Genomic DNA, 22000 nt, shown 5'->3' on the forward strand with positions numbered 1-22000 from the left:
ACTCACACAGATACATTCCAACCATCGGTATGTTGGAGGTGTTAAGCGATGAGCGCTGGGCCCGCTGAAGCGGCGGCCAAGCGGGGGTACATGCCCCTGCTGCTCCTCGCGTCGAGTGCGACCTTCTTGGCTGTACTGGACGTGACGATCGTCAATCTGGCCATCCCCGATCTGCACCAGGACTTCGAGGACTCCGCCGTGGCGGACCTGTCCTGGGTGATCACCGTCTACGCCACTGTGTTCGCCGCCCTGCTGGCGCCCGCGGGCCGGCTCGCGGACGTGATCGGCCGGCGTTCCCTGTTCACCGCGGGCATCGCCACCTTCACGGCGATGTCCCTCGCGTGCGCGCTGGCTCCGAACATCCCCGTCCTGCTGACCGCCCGGGCGCTGCAGGGTGCCGGAGCGGCGGCGATGATCCCGGCGTCCCTCGCCATCGTCCTCATGGACACCCCGCCCGAGCAGCGTCGCGCCGCGATCGGCAAGTGGAGCGCGGCGTCCGCGTTCGCCGCCGCGGTGGGCCCGTCGATCGGCGGCGTCCTGGTCGACGCCTTCGGGTGGCGCTCGCTGTTCCTGATCAATGTGCCGTTCGGTGTGCTGCTCCTGTTCCGCGCGCACATCATTCCCCGGACGGCCCGCCCCGAGGGCAGCAAACTGCCGGACCTGATCGGCACGATCCTGCTCGGGCTCGGCATCGGCCTGCTCAGTCTGGGCATCTCCAAGGGCCAGGACTGGGGCTGGGGCGACGCCGTGACGGTGGGCTGCCTGGCCATGGGTGCCGTCGCCATGGCGGTCACCCTGCTGCGCTCCCGGACCCACTCGGCGCCCGCCGTGGAGACCAGCCTGTGGCGCAGCCGGACCTTCGCCCTGGCGAACCTGTCCGTGTTCTTCTACGGGGCCTGCCTCTTCGCCTGGCTCCTGGTCGGCGTCCTCTACGTCACCTCGGTGTGGCACTGGTCGGAGCTGAAGGCGGGCCTGGCGGTGACCCCGGGCGCCTTCGCGGCGACGCTGGTGGCGCTGTACTCGGGCAAGATCCAGACGAAGTACGGTCCACGGACCGTCGTGGTGGCGGGGGCGATCGTCCTCGCGGGCACCGGCTTCTTCCTCGCCTTCACCCTGCCCGATGAGCCCCACTTCCTCGACTACTGGCTGCCCACCGGCATCCTGGCCGGCGCGGGCATGGGCGCGATCACGACGGGAACGTCGACCGCCGCCGCCCTCTCGGTCTCCCCGCTGCGCTTCGCGGCGGCGACCGGGCTCAACCAGACGGCCCGCCAGGTCGGCGGCGCCTTCGGTATCGCGACGCTGGCCACCCTGCTCAGCAGCGCGAGCACCGACGCCGCCGACTACGGGCATGTGCTGCTGTTCTGCTCCATCGCCACTGTCCTGTCCGGCCTGGCGGGCCTCGGGCTCGTCATCAAGGCGGCGCCCGCCGCGGCACAGGGGCAGTCCGCCCAGGGTGCCGCGTCCGGGACCGCGCAAACGGCCGAGGCGAAACCGACCACCCGCTGACCCTCGGGGGGCGGCGCGCACCGGAATGCCGCCCGCACGGGTTGCCGTCCATCCGATCCAGGCACATTCAAAACCGACGGAAGGTACGCACGAGATGCCCATCAAGCCCAGCGAAGCCCTCTACACCGGAGTCGCCACCGCCGAGGGCGGCCGAGAGGGCCGCGTCTCCACCGAGGACGGCAAGCTCGACATCGTCGTCAGCCAGCCCAAGGAACTGGGCGGCACGGGTGCCGGCACCAACCCCGAGCAGCTCTTCGCCGCCTGCTACAGCGCGTGTTTCCACGCCTCGATCGGGATCATCGCGGGGATGCAGAAGATCGACATCACCGGTTCCAGCGTGACGGCCCGTGTCGGCATCGGCCGCAACGACGCCGGCTTCGGCATCGTCGCCGAACTCACCGCCCACATCCCGGGTGTCGACGAGGCCACGGCCAAGGAGCTCGTGGAGAAGGCGGACCAGATCTGCCCCTACTCCAAGGTGACCCGAGGAGACATCGAGGTCACGATCAAGACGGCCTGACCCACCGCGACGAAGACCCCGTCGCCCGGCAGAACCGCGAGCGACGGGGTCTTCGTGCACGGTTTACCAACCACATCAGAGTCAGGCCCTCTTGAGCGAAAAGACCTGAGACGGGTAGGCATTGCGGAGCCCCCTCACCGGTCGAGAGGGGGCTCCATCAGCGCTCGGTCAGCGGGACGCAGGCGGGATGCTCTGGTCGTACTGGAAGACGTTGTGCGGGTCGTACTTCGCCTTGATCTCGCGCAGGCGGTCGAAGTTGTCCCTCCAGTAGGCGGTTTCCCAGTCCTGCATGCCGACGTTCGGCACGTTGACGTAGGCGCCGTCCACGTAGGGGCGCAAGGCCTGGCTGAACTCGGCGATCCAGGCTTGAGCCTGCGGGGTCAGGGGGTCGCAGATGCCCGGCTGGTCGGAACGGGTCCCCCAGCCGGCACCGGGCTCGGAGTAGAAGAGGGCGTCGCGATGTGGAAACGCCGTGCCGCCGCGGGGACTCCTTCTGACCGCCCCACCGAACGCCTGAGTGAAGAAGTTGCTGTCGTCCGTGGGCGCGTCCCGCATGAACGAGGAGATCACGTCAATCGCTCTGCCCGGGAACGGCTTTCTAGTGAACTGGGAGTAGAACTTCCAGTTCGCGGGTTCGTTCTCGGTAGGAATCTGGAATCCCGAATACACCTCGCCCCAGTTGCCAACTTGCACCGACACCTGGGGTCTACCGACCGACAGGATCGGGGCCAGCAGCTTCTTGGCCTCCGCAGGCGTTCCCTCCGCGAGGACCGCGAACAACAAGGTCTGATTGCGGTGAATTTCGACCTGCGTGCCAAGGCGGTCATCGGCGTGCAGCGCGGTGCGCTGCCAGGCATCGAAGACCCTACGCAGGTCACCGATGCCATCCCACGTGGCCTGCACATAGGTAACGCTCTTCAGCGGAGCCACTTTGTAGGTGAGTGAGGTGACGATCCCGAAGTTGCCGTTGCCCGCACCGCGCAGCGCCCACAACAAGTCCGAGTGATGAGTCAGGTCGGCCTTGATCACCTTTGCGCAGTCGCCACCTTCGGCCACGACGACCTCGGCGCCGATCAGGCTGTCGCACGCCATCCCCAGCCAGCGCGTCAGGAAGCCGAAGCCACCACCGAGCGTCGCGCCGGCCAGGCCCACCGTGCCTTCGGTGCCTGTCGTCACCGCGAAGTTCCGCTTCGCGAGCGTGGTCACCGCTTCCAGTTGGTTGAGTCCGGCGCCGACCGTCGCGACACGAGCAGCACTGTCGAGATGAACCGACTTCAGTTCGCTGATATCGATCACGAGGCCGCTGTCGACGTTCGACCAGCCCTCCAGGCTGTGGCGGCCGCTCCGGATCCGCAGCGCGACATCATTCTGTCGCGCCCAGGTCAGGGCGTTGACCACGTCCTGGGTGTTCTGAGCAAAGACGATGACCAGCGGATAGTGAGAGAAGAGCTGGTCCCAGCCGAGGCGCGCGTCCGTGTACCCAGGGTCGTGGGGACGGACGATGCGGCCGGTCAGCTTCGCCGTCGAGCACTGCGCCCCGTACCCCTCATTTACGGAAGTCTCCGTCACGACACTCGCACCAGGGGTCGCGGCTGCCGCGACGCCCGGCACGACGACTGCGCCGGCGCCGGCGACCGCCGAAGTCTTCAGCAGTCGGCGACGGGAAAAGTCGTTCATGGTCCGTTTCCTCTCGACCACCCGTGGGCGCGAATCGGTCATCTATGGATTATTTTGGCGAAGTGGACGGTAGCAAGGGTGATCACAGAGGTCCCCTGCGACACGCTCAGCACCACCGCCAAGGCGCCTGACACCGCAGCTCCCAGCGTCGTGCATCGACTTCGCCGACCCCTCTGCGTCCAGGTCTTGCAGGGCTTCGCGTGCGATCTCTCGGTTCGTCTTGATGTCCTTCGCGATCGTTGCGGCGAGCCAGGATTCGCCGGGGTGTGGCCGCGCCCGGCGTAGGTCCAGTGGGCGAGCACCAGCGCGGAGCCCTCCGAGTCGTCGAGATCCTCGGACAGGCCTCGTTCACGGCGTTCCTGGCGGGCGCGGTAGTCGGCGCGGACCTGGCGCAGCGCGCCGAGGGTGGTGGAATAGCGGCGGGACTTGGTGGAGAAGTGCCCGCGGAAGCCGAGCATGTGGGACCAGTGCGCGAGCATCCGTTCCGGGTAGGCGTCATCGAGGTCCCAGCAGGCTTCGATGAGGCGCCGGGTGTGGTCGGGCAGCGGCAGCTTGTCGAGTTCCGAGAGCTCCCCGACCCGGCGGTCGACATTGCCGGTTGTCTCGGCCGCTTTGGTGGCGTACTTGGCCACGTAGGAGGCGACCGCCTGTTCTGTCAGCTCCTCGTGGCCGAGGGCGCCGATGGGCTGCACGTCGACCTGCGAGCCCCACCGCAGCACCCAGGCGGGGAAGTTCCCGGCAGCGGCCAGTGGCACGGAGACGCGGTCGGCGGCGGCGCGGATCGCGTCGTCCAGGAGGGCGACGGTGGCCCAGGCCGGCGGGGAGGTGTCGGGCCCGTCCGGACCGTCCATGCGCACGACCGCGTGGAAGTGCACGGCGCCTCGCTTTTGGAACTCGGCGACCTTGCCGAAGGAGACCTGGCACACCTCCTTCAGGGCGGCTTGCGCCAGACCCGCACGGGCGGCGATGTCACGGCGCAGGTAGATGGTGAACCGGCGCCACAGGTCCCCGGCGTGGTTGTTCCACAGCACCCCGCCCGCGTAGTCGTAGCGCTCCGGGTCGAGCGCCGTACCGAGCACGGGATCGTCCTCCGCGTGCTGGACACCGCAGCGGCAGCGGCCGGACGCGAGCCGGTTGTGCACGGGCCCGAACGAGGGCGCGGTGAGCGTGGCGGTTGGGTCGCTCACCGGCAGTGGCCATGCCGGTCATCATCCCGGCCGTTCGGGGGATAACGGGCGGCCTCGGAGACGTATCCCACCCCGCGGGGGCATCCCTTGCTGGGACGAAAGGGAGACATGGTGCCGCTCTATCTATCGAGGTTCAGCTACACGCCGGAGACCTGGGCGAGACTGATCGGCCACCCCGAGGACCGCGCAAAGGCCGCTCAGACGTACATCGAGTCCGTCGGCGGCAAGCTCCACGGCTTCTGGTACGCGTTCGGCACCCGCGACGGCTACAACCTGTGGGAGGCCCCCGACAACGTCTCCATGGCCGCGGTCGCCCTGGCGATCAGCGGAGGCGGTGCACTCAGCTCGTTCGAGACGACCGTTCTCCTGACCGTCGACGAAACCATGGATGCCCTGCGCAAAGCCGGGCAAGTCCAGTACCGGGCTCCCGGCGCGTAGCGGTCCAGACGGCTGGCAGCTGCTGGGTTCAGGCATAGCGCGGCTGGCTGTTCCGGGATGTGGGTACTTACTGCTGTTTGCAGCCTTGCGGCCCGGACAGAACTCGCAGGGACAGTTCGAGTGCGTACTCATGGACAGCAGGACGCGCCGCGGCCAGCTGGCAGTAGGCGGTCACGGCTTCCTCGATGGCCGTCAGCGCGTCCTCACGCCGTCCCAGACCTCCCAGCAGGACGGAGTGGTTGCTCAGACTGCAGGCGAGGTGGACAGGAAGGCGTCGGGACGCGCTGCCACGAGCCGGCGAGGAGTTGTGGGTCCGCGTCGGGATTCGTGTGTCCAGGTCAGCGGCGTACAGCGCGATCCCTGTGAAGGAGCGGCCGAATCAGCTCCCGCTCTCGGCGTCGAGCTCCGCCTCGATCTCCGCCTCGGCCACGGCGATCGCGATGCCGAGTGCCGAGGCGATGTTGCCGGCCGCCGTCATGACCCGGGCCGTACCCACGATGGGGGCGATGGCCACCAGGACGTCCTGCACCTCGGCGATGGTCAGATCGGCCTTGAGGGCGGGGTCGATGTGCGCGAGGTAGGAGATGGGAGGCGCGTCCGAGGCCGCGAGCGCGGCGATGCGGGTGAGGATGAGCATGTCCGGGGGCAGTCCGCACCGCTCCAGGGAGTCGACGGTCATGGCGGCGAGAGTGTCCAGGACAGGGGTTGGGGATGCTGTGGTCATGGCGGCCGGCCTCCTGATGCGCTGACGGGGGCGCTGGAGGCGGAATAGGTCGCTGTCCGCGGGCGCCACTCTGTGCGTCAACCGTAGGTGCATTTCGGGCAGGGCGCGCGCGGAGCCCGTGGGGTCCGGCGGCGCCCGTCCTGACCGTGGGCGGCACACCTGTCGGGTCGCCACCTGTGGTCAGGACGGGCGCTGTTCGGCGTCCGCTGTCTCTCCCCGCCCAGTCGGACGGGTCGTCCGTCCGTGGCCGACGGTCGGGTGGGACGAGTTCCGGCCGGGCCGAGAACTCGTCCCCCTGTCCGCGAGGGTCTCGATCAAGCGCCGACGTACGCCGAGAGGTGTTCGCCGGTGAGGGTGGAACGGGCGGCGACGAGGTCGGCCGGGGTGCCCTCGAAGACGAGCCGGCCGCCGTCGTGACCGGCTCCGGGGCCGAGGTCGATGATCCAGTCGGCGTGTGCCATGACCGCCTGGTGGTGCTCGACGACGATGACCGACTTGCCCGAGTCGACGATCCGGTCGAGCAGACCGAGCAACTGCTCGACGTCGGCGAGGTGCAGGCCGGTGGTCGGCTCGTCGAGGACGTAGACGCCGCCCTTGTCGGCCATGTGCGTGGCCAGCTTGAGCCGCTGCCGCTCGCCGCCGGACAGCGTGGTGAGGGGTTGTCCGAGGGTGAGGTAGCCGAGCCCGACGTCGGCGAGCCGCCCGAGGACGCGCTGCGCGGCCGGTGTGTGGGCCTCGCCCGCGCCGAAGAACTCCTCGGCCTCGTCCACCGACATCGCCAGCACCTCGCTGATGTCACGACCGCCGAGGTGGTACTCCAGCACCGACGCGTCGAACCGCTTGCCTTCGCAGTCCTCGCAGGTGGTGGAGACGCCGGCCATCATCGCCAGGTCCATGTAGATGACGCCCGCGCCGTTGCAGGTGGGGCAGGCGCCCTCGGAGTTGGCGCTGAACAAGGCCGGCTTCACGTCGTTGGCCTTGGCGAACGCCTTGCGGATCGGGTCCAGCAGACCGGTGTACGTCGCCGGGTTGCTCCGCCGCGAACCGCGGATCGGAGTCTGGTCGATCGACACCACCCCCTCGCCGGCCGGGATGGACCCGTGCACGAGCGAGCTCTTGCCGGAGCCCGCGACGCCGGTGACGACGACCAGCACCCCGAGCGGGACGTCGACGTCGACATCGCGCAGGTTGTTCGCCGACGCGCCGCGGATCTCCAGCGTGCCGGTGGGCTTCCGCAGCGTCTCCTTGACGGAGGCCCGGTCGTCGAAATGGCGGCCGGTGACGGTGTCACCGACCCGCAGTTCCTCGACCGTGCCCTCGAAGCAGACGGAGCCGCCCCCCGTACCGGCGCCGGGGCCGAGGTCGACGACGTGGTCGGCGATCGCGATCGTCTCCGGCTTGTGCTCCACGACGAGCACCGTGTTGCCCTTGTCCCGCAGCCGAAGCAACAGGTCGTTCATGCGCTGGATGTCGTGGGGGTGCAGGCCCGCCGTGGGCTCGTCGAAGACATAGGTGACGTCGGTGAGCGAGGAGCCGAGGTGGCGGATCATCTTGACGCGCTGTGCCTCGCCGCCGGACAGCGTGCCCGACGTCCGGTCGAGGGCGAGGTAGCCGAGACCGATCTCGACGAACGAGTCGAGGGTCTGCTGGAGCGCGGAGAGCAGCGGGGCCACCGACGGCTCGTCGAGACCGCGGATCCATTCGGCCAGGTCACTGATCTGCATGGCGCAGGCGTCGGCGATGCTGATCCGCTTGATCTTCGACGACCTGGCGCCCTCGCTGAGCCGGCTGCCCTCGCACTCGGGGCAGGTGGTGAAGGTGACCGCACGGTCCACGAACGCCCGGATGTGCGGCTGCATCGCCTCCTTGTCCTTCGAGAGCATCGACTTCTGGACCCGCGGGATCAGCCCCTCGTAGGTCATGTTGATGCCCGCGATCTTCATCCGGGTCGGCTCGTGGTGGAGGAAGTCCTGCAGCTCCTTCTTGGTGTACTTGCGGATCGGCTTGTCCGGGTCGACGAAGCCCGACTCTTTGTAGAGCCGCATGTTCCAGCCGTCCGAGCCGTAGCCGGGGATGGTGATCGCGCCGTCGTTGAGCGACTTGGAGTCGTCGTAGAGCTGCGTGAGGTCGATGTCGGAGACCGTGCCCCGGCCCTCGCAGCGACCGCACATGCCGCCGGTACGGTTGAAGGTCGCCTTCACCGTCTTCTTGGCACCGCGCTCCACGGTGATGGCGCCGCTCGCCTTGACCGAGGGGACGTTGAAGGCGTACGCGCTGGGCGGGCCGATGTGCGGCTTCCCGAGCCGGCTGAAGAGGATCCGCAGCATCGCGTTGGCGTCGGTGGCGGTGCCGACCGTGGAGCGGGGGTCGGAGCCCATCCGCTGCTGGTCGACGATGATCGCGGTGGTCAGCCCCTCCAGGACGTCGACCTCGGGCCGCGCGAGAGTGGGCATGAATCCCTGCACGAAGGAGCTGTAGGTCTCGTTGATCAGCCGCTGCGACTCTGCGGCGATGGTGTTGAACACCAGCGAGCTCTTGCCCGAGCCGGACACCCCGGTGAACACCGTCAGCCGGCGCTTCGGGATCTCGATGCTGACGTCCTTGAGATTGTTCTCCCGCGCGCCGAGCACGCGGATCAGATCGTGGCTGTCGGCACCGTGCGGCGCAGGCGACTGCGTGTCCGTCCTCGTGGCCTTGCTCATCGTGTCTCCATCTGTCGGGCGGGGCCGCCTTCGCGGCCTCCGCCGGCATCGCCTGGCTCGATCCAATCAGCTGCGCGCGGACCGCCGGGTGCTCCTTGGCCGGTTCCGTCCCCGCGGTCAGAGCCACCGTCCGCGGCACACCGCACCGGAGGTGCCGGCCGACGCGCTGCGACGATGTCCCTGCGGACACGCTAGGGGAGGCCCGTCCGCCCACGCTTCTCGAATTCTGATCCGTCCGGTCACCACCATCGACAACAGACCCAAACCGTCACGATCCGCCTGGTCCACCGCCTCTTCGCTCCCCGTTCCGGCCCCCGATTCTCGCTCGCGCGGGCGAGGGCGACATCGGATCCATCCGGTCGGGAGCGAGAATCGGAGGGTGACCATGCCATCCGAGACATCGCCCATGTCAGGCCAGAGTCAGTGCGGCACGGAGCCCCGCAGCCCGCTGCGCGCGTTTCTGCGGACGGAGACCGGCAGCGCCACCGTGCTGCTCGCCGCCACCCTGATGGCGCTGGCCTGGGCCAACATCGGTGCTGACTCGTACGCGACGGTGTGGAGTACCGAGCTGTCGATCCACGTCGGGTCGAGCGGGGTGTCGATGGACCTGCGCGAGTGGGTGAACAGCGGCCTGATGACCCTGTTCTTCTTCGTCGTCGGCCTGGAGGCGCGCCGCGAGTTCGATCTCGGCGAGCTGCGTGAACGCCGCCGGGCCATGCTGCCGTTGCTGGCCGGCCTCAGTGGCATGATCGTCCCCGTCGTCGTCTATCTGGCGATCACCTCGGGCCATGGCTCCGCGGCGCACGGCTGGGGTGCCGCCATGTCGACGGACACGGCCTTCGCTCTGGGCATGCTCGCCATCTTCGGGTCGCGGCTGCCCACCAACCTTCGGGTCTTCATCCTCACCGTCGCCGTCGTGGACGACTTCCTGGCGCTGGGCGTCATCGTCGTCGCCTACAGCGATGCCATCTCGCTGCCCGCGCTGCTGACGGCGCTCGGCCTGTTCGTGGTCGTCCTGCTGCTGCGGCGCACCATCGGCGCGCGGATCCCCTCCCTGTACGGCGTGCTGGGCGTGGCGATCTGGGTGGCGCTCCTGAAGTCGGGCGTCGACCCGGTGGTGACCGGTCTCGCGATGGGCATGCTGACCTACGCGTACGCGGCGGACCGCGGCGATCTGGAACACGCCAGCCGTCTGTTCCGGCGGTTTCGCGAGCAGCCGACACCGGAACTCGAACGCACGGTGCGACGCGGCCTCGCCTCGACGCTCTCCCCCAACGAGCGGCTCCAGCAGATGTTCCATCCCTGGACCAGTTACGTGATCGTGCCGCTCTTCGCCCTCGCCAACGCCGGCATCACCCTCAGCGGCGGTCAGCTCGCCGACGCCTTCACCTCGCCGATCACCCTCGGCATCCTCTTCGGCTACCTGCTCGGCAAGCCCGTCGGCATCATCGGCGGCACGTGGCTCACGACGCGGGCCGGCCGAGGACGCCTTCACCCGCCCGTCGGATGGGGCGCCATCACCGCGGGGGGCACGCTGGCCGGTGTGGGTTTCACCGTGGCCCTGCTGATCGCGTCGCTGGCCTTCGACGGCAGCCGTCTGGAGCAGGCGAAGATCGGCATTCTGGCCGCGGGTGCGGGCTCGTTCCTCCTCACCTGGGTCGTCGTCCTGGTGATCGGCGCCCTCACCGGACGTTCCCGCGCGCGGGCCCTCCTCGGCACCGGCCAGGCCATCATCGACCTCAGCGAACCCGTGGACGTGGAGCACGACCATGTGCGCGGGCCACTCGACGCGCCCGTGACCCTCGTCGAGTACGGCGACTTCGAGTGTCCCTACTGCGGCCTGGCCGAGTCCGTGGTGCGCGAACTGCTCGCCGACTTCGGTGACGTCCGCTATGTATGGCGCCATCTTCCGCTCACCGATGTGCACCCCAACGCCCAACTCGCCGCGGAGGCCTCCGAGGCCGCGGCTCACCAGGACCGCTATTGGGAGATGCACGATTTCCTCATGGGCCACCAGGGCGACCTGGGGCCGAAGGATCTGTTCCGGTACGCCGCTCGCATCGGCCTCGACCGCGAGCGCTTCCGCGAGGACCTCCGGGCCGGCACGGCCTCTGCCCGGGTGGCCATGGATGTCGAGTCGGCAGATCTCAGCGGTGTCTCGGGCACACCGACGTTCTTCGTCAACGGCCGCCGTCATTACGGCGCCTACGACATCGCCTCGCTGACGGCGGCCGTACGCGCCGCGCGCCAGCGGGCCACGCTCACGGGAGCGGGTCAGGACACCTGAGGCCCGCGAGGGGCGGGCCCGGTGGCGGTTCAGGTCGCGCGGGCCCGCAGGCGGCGCAGCATGCGGGCGTCTTCGAAGCCCACCGCGCGGGCCGCGGCATCGACGGTGGCGCCGTGGCTGATGAGGTGCTCGGCGCGCTCCAGTCGCAGGGCCTGCTGATAGCGCAGCGGTGTGAGGCCGCCGGTCGCGCGGGTGAAGAGGCGGGTGAGGGTGCGTTCGCTGACGCCCACGGCCGCGGCGAGGTCGGGCAGGGGTACCGGCCGGTCGAAGCGGGTGTCGAGTACGTCCTGTGCGCGGTGCACGGTGTCGTCCAGGTGGGACCGGTACCGGAGCATCGCGCTGGCCTGCGGTTCGTGGCCGTTGCGGCGTGCGTAGACCACCATGACCCGGGCCACCTGAGCGCCGACGGCCGGTCCGTGCCGGGTGGCGATCAGATGCAGGGCGAGATCGATCCCACTGGCGATACCGGCCGAGGTGACGACCCGGTCGTCCGCCGTGTACAGGACGTCGCGGACCACGGCCGCCCGGGGGTAGCGGCGGGCGAGATCGTCCTGGACGTCGTGGTGCGTGGTGCAGCGACGGCCGTCGAGCAGCCCGGCCCGGCCGAGTGCGTCGGCTCCCGCGCAGACACTGGCGACGGTGCCGCCCCTGGCGTGGTGGTCCCGGAGGACCCGCAGACTGGCCTCGCCGATGGCGGGGCCGTCGGCCAGGGTCGACGTCCGCCAGCCGGGCACGACGATCAGGTCCTCGGGACCGAGCTCGGGCCAGTCGAGCCCGGCCACCAGCGGCAGGCCTTGAGCGGTGGGGACCTGCGGCTGCTCGGCGACGTAGTCGAGGGTGTAGGGGTGCCCGAAGTCGGCGACCGTGGAGAAGACCTGCGCGGGGCCGGCCAGATCCAGCAGATGGACTCCGGGCACCAGGAAGAAGACGATGTGGCTCACGATCCGGTCATCATGCCCGAGACACGGCCGACGTCTCCAGCTCATCGACCGTGGCGATGGTGGCGAAGCGACCGGCCAGGGCGTACTCGGTGCGCCGGATGACCTCCTCGGCACTCAGGGTGCGGGGGTCCGCCAGCAGTTCCGCCACGCTCTGGTCGGCCGGGGCGTCACGGTGCGGGATGGGGTCGGTCGCGGTGGCGTCGGTGACGAACGTGACCGCGTAGCCGAGGTCGCTCGCGAGACGGGTGGTGGTCTCCACGCACTGCTCGGTGCGGATGCCGCAGACGGTGAGCTCGCGGACGCCGCGCTCGGTGAGGAGTTGCTGGAGGTTGGTGGTGGTGAAGGCGTTGTGCGAGGTCTTGTGGATCAGCGGTTCGCCGTCCTCGCGCCGGAGCTCCTCCATCAGCCGGACATGGCCGAGGGCGGGGTCGAACACGTCGCCGCTGCCGGGCGCCGAGTGCAGCACCCACACCACCGTGTCGCCGGCCTGGCGGGCCAGCCGGACCAGCCGGTCCACCTGGTGGGCGATCTTCGGGTTGGAGATGGCCTCCCACAGCGGGCGGGCGCGGAAGGATTCCTGGACATCGATGACGATCAGTGCTCGGGTCATGCCCCCACTCTGACCGGCGCGCGCACCCTCGGGACAGACCTCATCGAGTCCGGGTGCGGACCGATCCGGTCACCCGGCAAGCCGTCCGACGGGCACGCCGGAATCACGACGTACCCGTCCGATCACGATCCCGCAGGCAAGTCGTCCTAGAGCGCCGCGAGTTCGCCCAGCACCCGGGCGGCGGGCGCCGGGGCGATCAGCCACTTCAGGTGGCTGCCCTCAAGGGTGCGGACGGCGTACGGGTTGTCCGGCGTCAGCGCGTTGCCCTCGCGGATCAGCCGGTCCTGAAGGGCGAGCGGCAGGCTGGCGTCGTCGGTCAGCCGGACGAAGGCCTTCGGGACGCGGCCCCAGGTCGCGGCCTGCGCCCGGTCGGCGGAGGTGCCGACGTCCAGGTTCTCGTCGGGCTGGAAGGTGTTCAGGAAGGCCAGGAACTCGTCGTCGGTGCCGTCGGCGAGGAAGGCCGCTTTGAGCGCCGCGAGGGCGTCGGGGTCCGCGGTGCGGAAGTTGGTGCGGAGCAGGCCGAGTTCGGCAGGGTTCCCGGCCATCGCCGGCGCCAGTGAGGCTACGTCGACCGTGGCCATCTCCGGCTCGGCGTAATAGTCGCTGACATCGAGGTCGACCGGGCACCAGGCCGAGACATAGACGATGCGGTCGATCAGCTCCGGCCGCGCGTTGGCAGCGGCCGTGGCCGTGATGCCGCCGCGGCTGTGCGAGACAAGGACCACGGGGCCGTTGCGCTTGGCCCGCTCCAGGACCCCTGTCAGGTGCGCGACGTTGTCCGCGAGCGTGACGCCCTTGATCGAGCCGGGCGCGGTGGCGAGCCCTTCGAGATCCTGCGGCGCCTGATAGGCGCGCGGGTAGGTCGCCCCGAATCCGTGGCCGGGCAGGTCGACGGCCACCGATCGGTGCCCGAGGAGCCCGAGTTCGGCCTGGAGCGGTGCGAAGGAGAAGGAGTTCGCGAAGGCTCCGTGGACCAGTACGAACGTCGGCTGCATCTGTCTACTCACTTTCCGACCTCCGCGGCGTCGACGGCGCGCGCGTCGCCGGTCCTGACGCCGCGACAACCTCGCGGTCGAGGAGGAGCCGTCGTCCCGCCGCGCGCCGTCCCCGCCGCGGGGACGTCTTCGTTCATGGCAAGCGCCACGCGGCCAGGCGTGGAGTCTTGAGGGCAGCGTGCGGACATTTGTTCGCTATCCGACGGTTCACCCTACGCAGCGAAAGATCATCCACGCCACCCGGACGAGCAATTCCGCGCGGGTTGCGAACCCGCGTGGAACACATCCAGCCATAGTCGGCCATGGTGGTCGCAGACATGAAACGCCTCCCCCCAACTCCCCCGAGTTAATTGGTTGTTGGGGTTCAAGCACTATGCAAGGAGGGTCGCGATGCCGATCATTCTTGTCATGAACCTGCAGCCCGATGGGCGGGTCGCAGCCTCATGGAGGTGTGGGATGCACCGAAGACTCGCCACCGGCCTTGCTGCCTCGGCCATGGCCCTGGCAACCATCACGGCGACCGCTACAGCCGCTAGCGCCGCCCCCGCGGACAAGCCCCAGGTCCTGTCCAGTTGGACTCAGACCAGCGCGTCGAGCTACAGCACGTGGGTCGCCGCCCGCGCGAACCAGGCTGCCTGGTCAGCGTATTCGTTCGACTGGTCCACCGACTACTGCTCCACATCGCCGGACAACCCGTTCGGCTTCCCCTTCGCCACTTCATGTGCCCGCCACGACTTCGGCTACCGCAACTACAAGGCCGCCGGCGCCTTCGATGCCAACAAGGCACGTCTCGACAGCGCCCTCTACGCGGACCTCCAGCGGGTCTGCGACGCCTACAGTGGCGCGACGAAGGCCTCTTGCAACAGCACGGCCTGGACCTACTACCAGGCGGTCAAGGCCTTCGGCTGACCCGTCGCCCACCACCAGGCGGCGGCGAACAGAACACAGGCGCACCTGACATGTGTGTCGCCCATGTGCCTGGTGTCATTTGAGCCAACTGTGGTCGGCCGACATCTCGGTGATGGGCCGTGAGCCGTGAGTCCATCACGCCGGGCGCTGCCTCCCGGTCCACAGCCAGCCTCTGCCACCCGCCCCACACCCACATCCGCGCCCTCCTCTACATTGTCCGGTGAACCGGAGGGGAGCACATCATGGGTGTGGGGGTACGGGGCGGGTGGCGCGGGCCGGCATGCGCGGCTCTGCTGACTGTCGTGGCGACGGGCTGCTCGGGCACCGCGGAGGAGAGTCCGAAGGCCGCGGCGAGCACAACGTCCACGTCCACGCGCGGGGCTTCCGGTTCCACCGGGACAGTGGCCGAGCGCGGCGGCACACTCGGTCCCGCGGGCTCGGCCTGCGAACTGCCGGTCACCTTCGCCACGGCCGAGGACTGGAAGGCGCAGTCCGTCGACGCGGCGCCGCAGGACACGACCGGATCGGACGGGTCCGGGTCCGGCTCCGGCGCGACAGAGGACGGCCTGGCCGGGGAGGTCACGGATGCCCTGCTGCGGCAGGGACCGGTCACCCTTGCCTGCGAAATCGACGCCAAGCCCGCCGGGAACATCGGCTACCTCCGGGTCTGGACCGGGAAGCCGGGCGCCGATGACGCCAGCACCGTACTCAAGGCCTTCGTGGCCGCCGAGGACGGAGCGAGCAAGGCGACCTACCGCACCTTCCAGGTGGGCGGCCTGTCCGGTGCCGAGGTGGAGTACGTCTACACCAGCGAGTTGCTCGACGAGCCGAAGCAGGAGCGCGCCCTCGCCGTCACCACCGCTGACGGCCCGGTCGTTCTGCACCTCGGCGGGTTGGACACCGCGGAACACACCGAGATGCTTCCCGCGTACCGACTCGCCCGGCAGACCCTGCGCACCACCTGACCTCCGCGAGCCGGACCGGCGACGAGCCACCACCCGCCCGCCCCCGCGCGTCAGCCAGTACGCGCCGATGACAGTCGTGAGGTCTTGGCGGCATTGCCGGTTCCGACGGCTGCGCCCGTGGCATGGCAACCACCCGCGAGGCTGCGTCGTCCGTGAGGCGGTTTCGACCGGGCGGACTCAGAATGATGGAGGCGGCCACGTACCCGGCCGTCGAGCCGTCTTGGGGCGGTCGGATCGGGACCGTTGTCCCCGCGGGCTCCGACCCGACTCCTGAGACCTGAGTCTTGCGAGCGCGCGGGTGGTTGAGCGATGAAGACGGATGAGCCGGCGTCCACGGCCGACGGGAGCAGCGCACCGCGAGGAACCAGCCGCGCTCCTGCTCCGCCTGCGGGCCCTCCTCCCCCGGCGGCCCCGGCTGCTGAGAAGGGCACCCGCCAGGACGAGGCGGTCGCCCTCCTTCGTCTGGCCGCGCGGCTGAAGACCGCGTACCCCTCCATCGACCCGTCCGTCGTGGACCAGGCGGTCGCGACGGCCCGCGGTCCGTTCCAGCTGGCCAAGGTCAGGACCTACGTCCCGATTCTGGTCGAACGCCGGGTCCGGGTGCTGCTCGGCGCCATCGACCGTGAGGAAGCCTCTCGCTCGCCCGCCGCCGTCGGCGACTCGTCCGCCGCACGGCGGACGACGGCCGGGACGACGGCCGAGCAGCCTGCCGGGAGCCCGTCGCGTTCTCCCCTGCGCGTCCGCTGGATACCCGCCATGCTCCGGCCCGCTCCCGCGTCCGACGTGGGCCGGGTCGGTGAGCGCTCATGACCGCGCGGCACGCACCGTGACAGGAGAAGCGTGACAGGAGAAGAGGGCGGGTCGTCATGACGGATGCCAGGGCCGAACGCGTCGCGAAGCTCATCGAGCCGCTGCGGGTCGAGCCGGGATCGCGGGTGAATCTGAGCGAGGACTTCGATCCCCGGTACAAGGCCGGCCTGAAGAAGAGGCGCGGTGTGGAACTGCTGAAGACGGGCGTGTCCCTGCTCGCCGAGTACCAGGAACGTCTGGCCGCCCAGGACACGTACGGAGTACTGCTCTGCCTTCAGGCGCTCGACGCCGGAGGCAAGGACGGCACGATCCGCCATGTCATGAGCGGGGTGAACCCGCAGGGTGTCAAGGTGAGCAGCTTCAAGCAGCCCTCCGCCGAAGAGCTCGACCACGACTACCTGTGGAGGTACGCCGCCAAGCTGCCCGCCCGTGGCGACATCGCGATCTTCAACCGTTCGCACTACGAGGAGGTGCTCGTCGTCCGGGTGCACCCGGAGGTCCTCGACCGGCAGCGGCTGCCTGCGGATGTGCGCGGGCCGGACATCTGGGATCGCCGCTACCGGGCCATCAACCACTGGGAGCGCTACCTGACCGACAACGGGTTCAAGGTCGTGAAGATCTTCTTGAACCTCTCCAAGGAAGAGCAGCGCACCCGCTTCATGAAGCGGCTCGACCTGCCCGAGAGGAACTGGAAGTTCTCCGCCGCCGATGTCCGCGAGCGCCGGCGGTGGGACGAGTACCAGCACGCGTTCTCCGAGATGCTCTCGCAGACCAGTACTCCGTGGGCGCCCTGGTACGTCGTCCCCGCCGACCGGAAGTGGTTCGCGCGCATCTGCACCGCCGCGATCCTGGCCCACACGCTCATGGACATCGACCCCAGGTACCCCGTGGTCGGCAAGGAGGCGCGCAAGGAGCTCCGGGCCGCCCGGCGGGAGCTGGAGGCCGACGCTCCCGAGGGCGCGCCGGCCGATCCGTACGCGGCCACGCATCCGGTCCCCGAGGAGGGTGGCGGAGAGCACCGCAGCGACCGTACGGCGAAGGGGAAGCAGGCTTCCGCCGCGGCAGGCCGGACGGGGAAGGCCAAGCGGAAGTAGGCCCCTGGGGGACACGGACGGCGGACCGGATCCAGATCGGAGAGCTGAGATGGGGATGCAGTCGAGCGGCCCGACGGCTCCGGAGCGCGTTGCTCCGGAGCTCTGGTACGCGCGTTCTCCGCAGGACGTCGCGTCGGCCTTCGGTGTCGATCCCGCGTCCGGACTCAGCGCGGCACGGGTCGCCGAACTGCTCGCCGAGAACGGGCCGAACACGCTGCCGGAGGAGAAGCCGAAGCCGGCGTGGCGGCGGTTCGTCGAGCAGTACCGCAGCTATATGCAGGTCGTCCTCCTGGTGGCCGCGGTCGTCTCGCTGGCGATCGCCGAGTGGACCACCGCGATCCTGCTCGTCCTGCTGACCCTGCTGAACGCGGTCGTGGGTCTGCGGCAGGAGGGGAAGGCCGAGAGCGCGATGAACGCGCTCCAGTCCATGCTGACGGCGACGGCCCGGGTCAGACGTGACGGAACCGAGTCGGAGATCCCGGCGGAGCAGTTGGTCGTGGGCGATGTCGTGCACATCACCGCCGGCGATCAGGTTCCAGCGGACGGGCGGATCGTCGAAGCCCACGCGTTGCAGATCGACGAGTCGGCGCTCACCGGCGAGAGCGTTCCCGCCTCGAAGGACGCCGCGACACTTCCGGCCGTCCTCATGGGCCCGGGGGATCAGTCGAACATGGCGTTCATGCACACCCCGGTCACCCACGGCAGCGGTGTCGTGGTCGTCACCGGGACGGGTGAGGGCACCGAGCTCGGAAAGATCTCGGAGATGCTGTCGGCGACCGAGAGGGAGGAGGCGCCGCTCACCAAGGAACTCGACACGCTGACGCTGTGGATCACGGCCGCCGCGGGCCTGACCATGATCGTGATGTTCGCGCTCGGGTACCGCCGCGACCAGGCGTGGGACGCCCTGTTCGTCAGCGCGGTCTCGCTGGCCATCGCCGCCATTCCCGAGGCCCTGCCCACGGTGACCCAGGCGATCCTGTCCGTCGGCAGTCTCAATCTGGCGAAGCGCAACGCGATCGTGAAGGAGCTGCCGTCCGTCGAGACCCTGGCGTTCACGTCGGCGATCAACTCGGACAAGACCGGCACCCTGACCATGAACCAGATGACGGCCGTGGAGGTCGTGACCCCCACGGACCGGTACACCGTCTCGGGCACGGGCTACGGCCTCGACGGGAGGATCCGGCATGCCGCGGGCTCCTCCGCGAGCATCGAGGACGTGATCCTTCCGTACCTCGTCGCGAACGACGCCAAGCTGGTGGACGGCGAGGTCGTGGGCGATCCCACGGAGGGCGCGTTCCTGGTACTGGCCCACAAGGCGGGGCTGGACATCGATGCCACGCGCGAGCGGCTGCCGCGTCTCGCCACCCTGCCCTTCGACCCTGGTTACAAGCTGATGGCCAGCTTCAACTCCACGGTCGACTCCTCCGGCCGGCCGGTGGTGCGCTGTTTCGTCAAGGGAGCGGCTCCGGCGGTGACGGCCCGCGCGGCCACCGCGCTCTCGGGCGGCGCGACCGTCCCGTGGGACGCGGAGCTCAGCCGACGCGCCGATGAACAGGCCGAACGCATGGGCGGTGAGGGACGCCGGGTGATGGCGGCGGCCACCCGGGATCTGGACCCGGACGACTTCGATCCCGGCGGAGATCTGCTCGGCTATGTCACCGGCCTGCGGATGACCAGCCTGGTCGGGATGGTCGACCCGCCCCGCGAGGAGTCCCGGGCCGCCGTGGCCAACGCTCAGGCCGCCCACATCCGGGTCCGCATGGTGACCGGGGACGACGTCACGACGGGTGCCGCCATCGCCCGGCAGCTCGGAATCCCCGGCGAGGCGGTCCTCGGCGCGGACTTCGCCGCGCTGCCGGAGCACGAGCAACTGGCCCGCATCGACGACATCGGGGTGGTGGGTCGGGTCGCGCCGGAGCACAAGGTGCTGCTGGCGGCCACGCTCAAGAAGAAGGGCGATGTCGTCGCGATGACCGGCGACGGCGTCAACGACGCTCCCGCCATCAAGTCCGCCGACATCGGTATCGCCATGGGCAGCGGTACGGACGTGGCGAAGAACGCGGCGCGGATGATCCTGTCCGACGACAACTTCGCGACGATCGTCTACGCCGTGGAGCAGGGCCGCAATCTCTACGACAACCTCACGAAGTACATCCGCTTCGTGCTCCTGCTGCTGGTCACCTTCGTCCTGACCTTCCTCGGGGCGACCATCTTCAACATCGCGGCCGGTGAACCCTTCACCCCGCCGCAGGTGTTGTGGATCCACTTCGTGGTCAACGCCTCCTTCGGCTTCGCGCTCGGCTTCGACAAGGAGAGCGCGGGACTCATGCGGCGCAGGCCGCGTCCTCGGGGGGAGTCGGTGCTGACCCGGCCCGTGATGGTGACGGTCTCCCTCAGTGGGCTGGCGATCACGCTCATCCTGCTCGGGTTGATCAAGCTGGGCGAATCCCGCTTCGACAGCGTCCACATCGGCAGTTCGATGGCGTTCACCGCGTTCGCGCTCTGCCTGATCGTGGCCGCGTTCGAATGCCGCAGCGAGACGGATTCCGTGCTGACGACGAGCACGTTCGACAGCAAGCAGATGAACTGGACGGCACTGGCCCAGTTCGTCCTCGCGGTCCTGGTGACCCAGATGGACGGGTTCCGTCGCATCCTCGGCACCACCCAGATCGATCTGCGGCAGTTCGGCTGGGCCCTGCTGTCCGCCGTGGCGTTCCTGGTCCTGTGGGAGGTGGGTAAACTCCTGGCCCGCAGGGCGCAGCGCACCTAGTGAGTGCGCGGGCCCATGTCCGCGCCCCGTGCGGCTCGGACCGACCCGAAGGACACCCGTGTCGAAGGACCCCGGCACTCCAGGCGGAGGGTGGCGTCGTGCTGTGCCGGGGGTGCCCGGCCTCGCGGTGCTCAGGGGCTACCGGCGCAGCTGGCTGCGCGGGGACCTGCTGGCCGGGGTCACGGTCGCGGCCTATCTGGTGCCGCAGGTCATGGCGTACGCCAGTGTCGCGGGACTGCCGCCCGTCGTGGGCCTGTGGGCCATCCTCCCCGCCATCGTGCTGTACGCGCTCCTGGGCTCGTCGCGGCTTCTGTCGGTGGGCCCCGAGTCGACGACGGCGCTGATGACCGCGACCGTCGTGGGGCCGCTCGCCGGCGGCGATCCCGCGCGGTACGCGGTCCTGGCCTCCGCGCTCGCCTTCGCGGTGGGTCTGATGTGTCTCGTGGCGTGGGCGGCACGGCTGGGATTCGTGGCCGATCTGCTCTCCCGGCCCGTGCTGATCGGGTATCTGGCGGGCGTGGCGCTGATCATGATGGTGGATCAGCTCACCAAGCTCACCGGCGTGCCGACGGAGGGTTCGGGGTTCTTCCCGAAGCTGGCCTCCTTCTTCGGGAACCTGGACGAGATCGATCCCACGACGGTGATCTTCAGCGCCGTGACGCTGGTCTTCCTGTACCTGGCCACGCGCTTCCGCTGGAGGATTCCGGGGCCGCTGCTTGCCCTGGTCCTCGGTACGGTCGTGGTCACGGTGTTCGACCTCCAGGACCACGGCCTCGCGGTGATCGGGGAGATTCCGGCCGGGCTGCCTCACCCGGAACTGCCCGATCTCGGCAACCTGTCCGAACTGCTGCTGCCCGCCGTCGGTGTCCTGCTCGTGGGCTATACCGATTTCATCCTGACCGCGCGTGCCTTCACGACCGACGACGGCGGCAAGGCGCTGGACGCGAACCAGGAGTTGCTGGCCCTGGGCGCCGTGAACCTCGGCGCCGGAACTCTTCAGGGGTTCCCGGTGAGCAGCAGCGCCAGCCGTACGGCACTCGCGCAGTCCACGGGCGCGCACACCCAGGCGTACGGGCTCACCGCGGGGGTCTCCGTCCTGGCGGTGCTTCTCTTCCTGAGCCCCCTGCTCACCAACACCCCGAAGGCGGTCCTCGGCGCGCTGGTCGTCTACGCCGCGATCCGGATGATCGACCTGGCCGGCTTCCGTCGGCTGGCGTCCTTCCGGGCCCGGGAACTCCTGTTGGCTCTCGGCTGCCTCGTCGGAGTCCTCGCCCTCGACATCCTGTACGGGGTGCTCGTGGCCGTGGGCCTGTCGGTCGCGGAGCTTCTGAGCAGGGTGGCGCGGCCCCACGACGCGATCCAGGGGCTGGTGCCGGGCATGGCGGGCATGCACGACGTCGACGACTTCCCCGAGGCCCGGGTGATCCCGGGTCTGGTGGTCTACCGCTACGACTCCCCGCTGTTCTTCGCCAATGCGGAGGACTTCCGGCGCAGTGCCCTGGGCGCGGTGGACGAACAGGAGGTCCCGGTCCGGTGGTTCGTCCTGAACGCGGAGGCCAATGTCGAGGTGGACATCACCGCGCTGGACTCGCTGGACGAGTTGCGACAGGAACTCAACAGGCGCGGGATCGAGTTCGCGATGGCCCGGGTCAAGCAGGATCTGCGTGACGACCTGGACGCCTATGGGCTGAGCGCGTCCGTCGGCGAGGACCGGATCTTCCCCACGCTGCCCACCGCTGTCGCCGCGTACCGTTCCTGGTGCGCCGGCCACGACGGCGATCCCGGCCCGGCGGATCGACCGGAGGCAGGCCGCGCTTGAGAGGGGCGCCTCTTGCGGGTCCGGGCCTCGGTGGTCTGGCGTG

General features: G+C 69.5%; 16 protein-coding genes and 1 pseudogene. 10 read left to right on the forward strand and 7 right to left on the reverse strand.

What is annotated here, in order from left to right; all coding sequences use genetic code 11:
• The first annotated feature begins 48 nt into the window (after positions 1-48).
• Both ABZX90_RS25150 and ABZX90_RS25155 read left to right on the forward strand, forming a co-directional pair.
• Entirely contained in the window at positions 49-1509 is a 1461-nt protein-coding gene (locus tag ABZX90_RS25150; protein WP_351129645.1) for a DHA2 family efflux MFS transporter permease subunit, read from the forward strand.
• Between the two features lie 94 nt (positions 1510-1603).
• Positions 1604-2029: an organic hydroperoxide resistance protein gene (locus ABZX90_RS25155; RefSeq protein ID WP_351129642.1), complete on the forward strand. Its 426-nt coding sequence runs from the start codon at positions 1604-1606 to the stop codon at positions 2027-2029.
• A 168-nt stretch (positions 2030-2197) separates the two neighbouring features.
• Here the strand turns inward: ABZX90_RS25155 and ABZX90_RS25160 are convergent, their stop codons facing one another.
• Both ABZX90_RS25160 and ABZX90_RS25165 read right to left on the reverse strand, forming a co-directional pair.
• Entirely contained in the window at positions 2198-3706 is a 1509-nt protein-coding gene (locus ABZX90_RS25160) for an FAD-binding oxidoreductase (RefSeq protein ID WP_355208245.1), read from the reverse strand.
• Positions 3707-3868: 162 nt separating this feature from the next.
• Positions 3869-4878: pseudogene (locus ABZX90_RS25165) on the reverse strand (replication initiator); the annotation flags it as partial.
• Between the two features lie 126 nt (positions 4879-5004).
• On the opposite strand from ABZX90_RS25165, the gene ABZX90_RS25170 reads away from it, so the two are divergent.
• A complete protein-coding gene (locus ABZX90_RS25170; RefSeq protein ID WP_123765056.1) occupies positions 5005-5331 on the forward strand; it encodes a GYD domain-containing protein in 327 nt (108 codons plus the stop codon).
• 379 nt (positions 5332-5710) lie between these two features.
• On the opposite strand, the gene ABZX90_RS25175 is transcribed toward ABZX90_RS25170, so the two are convergent.
• On the reverse strand, positions 5711-6055 hold the full coding sequence (locus ABZX90_RS25175) for a carboxymuconolactone decarboxylase family protein (protein ID WP_351129636.1): 345 nt from the start codon (positions 6053-6055) through the stop codon (positions 5711-5713).
• Between the two features lie 314 nt (positions 6056-6369).
• Positions 6370-8757 carry an excinuclease ABC subunit UvrA gene (locus tag ABZX90_RS25180; protein ID WP_355208249.1) on the reverse strand — a complete coding sequence of 796 codons (2388 nt, stop codon included), beginning with the start codon at positions 8755-8757 and terminating at the stop codon, positions 6370-6372.
• Positions 8758-9163: 406 nt separating this feature from the next.
• On the opposite strand from ABZX90_RS25180, the gene nhaA reads away from it, so the two are divergent.
• On the forward strand, positions 9164-11044 hold the full coding sequence (gene nhaA, locus ABZX90_RS25185) for a Na+/H+ antiporter NhaA (RefSeq protein ID WP_351129632.1): 1881 nt from the start codon (positions 9164-9166) through the stop codon (positions 11042-11044).
• 29 nt (positions 11045-11073) lie between these two features.
• On the opposite strand, the gene ABZX90_RS25190 is transcribed toward nhaA, so the two are convergent.
• The 3 genes from ABZX90_RS25190 to ABZX90_RS25200 form a co-directional block, all read right to left on the reverse strand.
• The gene (locus tag ABZX90_RS25190; RefSeq protein ID WP_351129630.1) at positions 11074-11985 is read right to left on the reverse strand and encodes a DJ-1/PfpI family protein; all 912 of its coding nucleotides are present in this window, start codon (positions 11983-11985) and stop codon (positions 11074-11076) included.
• Positions 11986-11995: 10 nt separating this feature from the next.
• Positions 11996-12595 (reverse strand): isochorismatase family protein, encoded by a 600-nt coding sequence (locus ABZX90_RS25195; RefSeq protein ID WP_351129628.1) that lies wholly within the window; start codon positions 12593-12595, stop codon positions 11996-11998.
• 146 nt (positions 12596-12741) lie between these two features.
• A complete protein-coding gene (locus tag ABZX90_RS25200) occupies positions 12742-13590 on the reverse strand; it encodes an alpha/beta fold hydrolase (protein WP_351129700.1) in 849 nt (282 codons plus the stop codon).
• A 456-nt stretch (positions 13591-14046) separates the two neighbouring features.
• On the opposite strand from ABZX90_RS25200, the gene ABZX90_RS25205 reads away from it, so the two are divergent.
• From ABZX90_RS25205 to sulP, 6 genes are all read left to right on the forward strand, one after another.
• Positions 14047-14499 carry a phospholipase gene (locus tag ABZX90_RS25205; protein WP_351129625.1) on the forward strand — a complete coding sequence of 151 codons (453 nt, stop codon included), beginning with the start codon at positions 14047-14049 and terminating at the stop codon, positions 14497-14499.
• Between the two features lie 242 nt (positions 14500-14741).
• Positions 14742-15464 carry a lipoprotein gene (locus ABZX90_RS25210; protein WP_355208254.1) on the forward strand — a complete coding sequence of 241 codons (723 nt, stop codon included), beginning with the start codon at positions 14742-14744 and terminating at the stop codon, positions 15462-15464.
• Positions 15465-15773: 309 nt separating this feature from the next.
• A complete protein-coding gene (locus tag ABZX90_RS25215) occupies positions 15774-16274 on the forward strand; it encodes a three-helix bundle dimerization domain-containing protein (RefSeq protein ID WP_355208257.1) in 501 nt (166 codons plus the stop codon).
• 56 nt (positions 16275-16330) lie between these two features.
• Positions 16331-17368, forward strand: a complete 1038-nt coding sequence (locus ABZX90_RS25220; protein WP_351129618.1) for a polyphosphate kinase 2 family protein — start codon at positions 16331-16333, stop codon at positions 17366-17368.
• A gap of 49 nt (positions 17369-17417) precedes the next feature.
• The gene (locus ABZX90_RS25225) at positions 17418-20138 is read left to right on the forward strand and encodes an HAD-IC family P-type ATPase (RefSeq protein WP_355208261.1); all 2721 of its coding nucleotides are present in this window, start codon (positions 17418-17420) and stop codon (positions 20136-20138) included.
• Positions 20139-20241: 103 nt separating this feature from the next.
• A complete protein-coding gene (gene sulP, locus ABZX90_RS25230; RefSeq protein WP_351129613.1) occupies positions 20242-21957 on the forward strand; it encodes a sulfate permease in 1716 nt (571 codons plus the stop codon).
• Positions 21958-22000 lie beyond the last annotated feature (43 nt).

Source organism: Streptomyces sp. NPDC002935 (assembly GCF_040611295.1).
Taxonomy (GTDB): domain Bacteria; phylum Actinomycetota; class Actinomycetes; order Streptomycetales; family Streptomycetaceae; genus Streptomyces.

Bases quoted from the DNA above. Each gene is read 5' to 3' on its own strand.
- ABZX90_RS25150 (WP_351129645.1), top strand. From the start codon at position 49: ATGAGCGCTGGGCCCGCTGAAGCGGCGGCCAAGCGGGGGTACATGCCC.
- ABZX90_RS25155 (WP_351129642.1), top strand. From the start codon at position 1,604: ATGCCCATCAAGCCCAGCGAAGCCCTCTACACCGGAGTCGCCACCGCC.
- ABZX90_RS25160 (WP_355208245.1), bottom strand. From the start codon at position 3,706: ATGAACGACTTTTCCCGTCGCCGACTGCTGAAGACTTCGGCGGTCGCC.
- ABZX90_RS25175 (WP_351129636.1), bottom strand. From the start codon at position 6,055: ATGACCACAGCATCCCCAACCCCTGTCCTGGACACTCTCGCCGCCATG.
- ABZX90_RS25180 (WP_355208249.1), bottom strand. From the start codon at position 8,757: ATGAGCAAGGCCACGAGGACGGACACGCAGTCGCCTGCGCCGCACGGT.
- nhaA (WP_351129632.1), top strand. From the start codon at position 9,164: ATGTCAGGCCAGAGTCAGTGCGGCACGGAGCCCCGCAGCCCGCTGCGC.
- ABZX90_RS25195 (WP_351129628.1), bottom strand. From the start codon at position 12,595: ATGACCCGAGCACTGATCGTCATCGATGTCCAGGAATCCTTCCGCGCC.
- ABZX90_RS25200 (WP_351129700.1), bottom strand. From the start codon at position 13,590: ATGCAGCCGACGTTCGTACTGGTCCACGGAGCCTTCGCGAACTCCTTC.
- ABZX90_RS25205 (WP_351129625.1), top strand. From the start codon at position 14,047: ATGCACCGAAGACTCGCCACCGGCCTTGCTGCCTCGGCCATGGCCCTG.
- ABZX90_RS25210 (WP_355208254.1), top strand. From the start codon at position 14,742: ATGGGTGTGGGGGTACGGGGCGGGTGGCGCGGGCCGGCATGCGCGGCT.
- ABZX90_RS25215 (WP_355208257.1), top strand. From the start codon at position 15,774: ATGAAGACGGATGAGCCGGCGTCCACGGCCGACGGGAGCAGCGCACCG.
- ABZX90_RS25220 (WP_351129618.1), top strand. From the start codon at position 16,331: ATGACGGATGCCAGGGCCGAACGCGTCGCGAAGCTCATCGAGCCGCTG.
- ABZX90_RS25225 (WP_355208261.1), top strand. From the start codon at position 17,418: ATGGGGATGCAGTCGAGCGGCCCGACGGCTCCGGAGCGCGTTGCTCCG.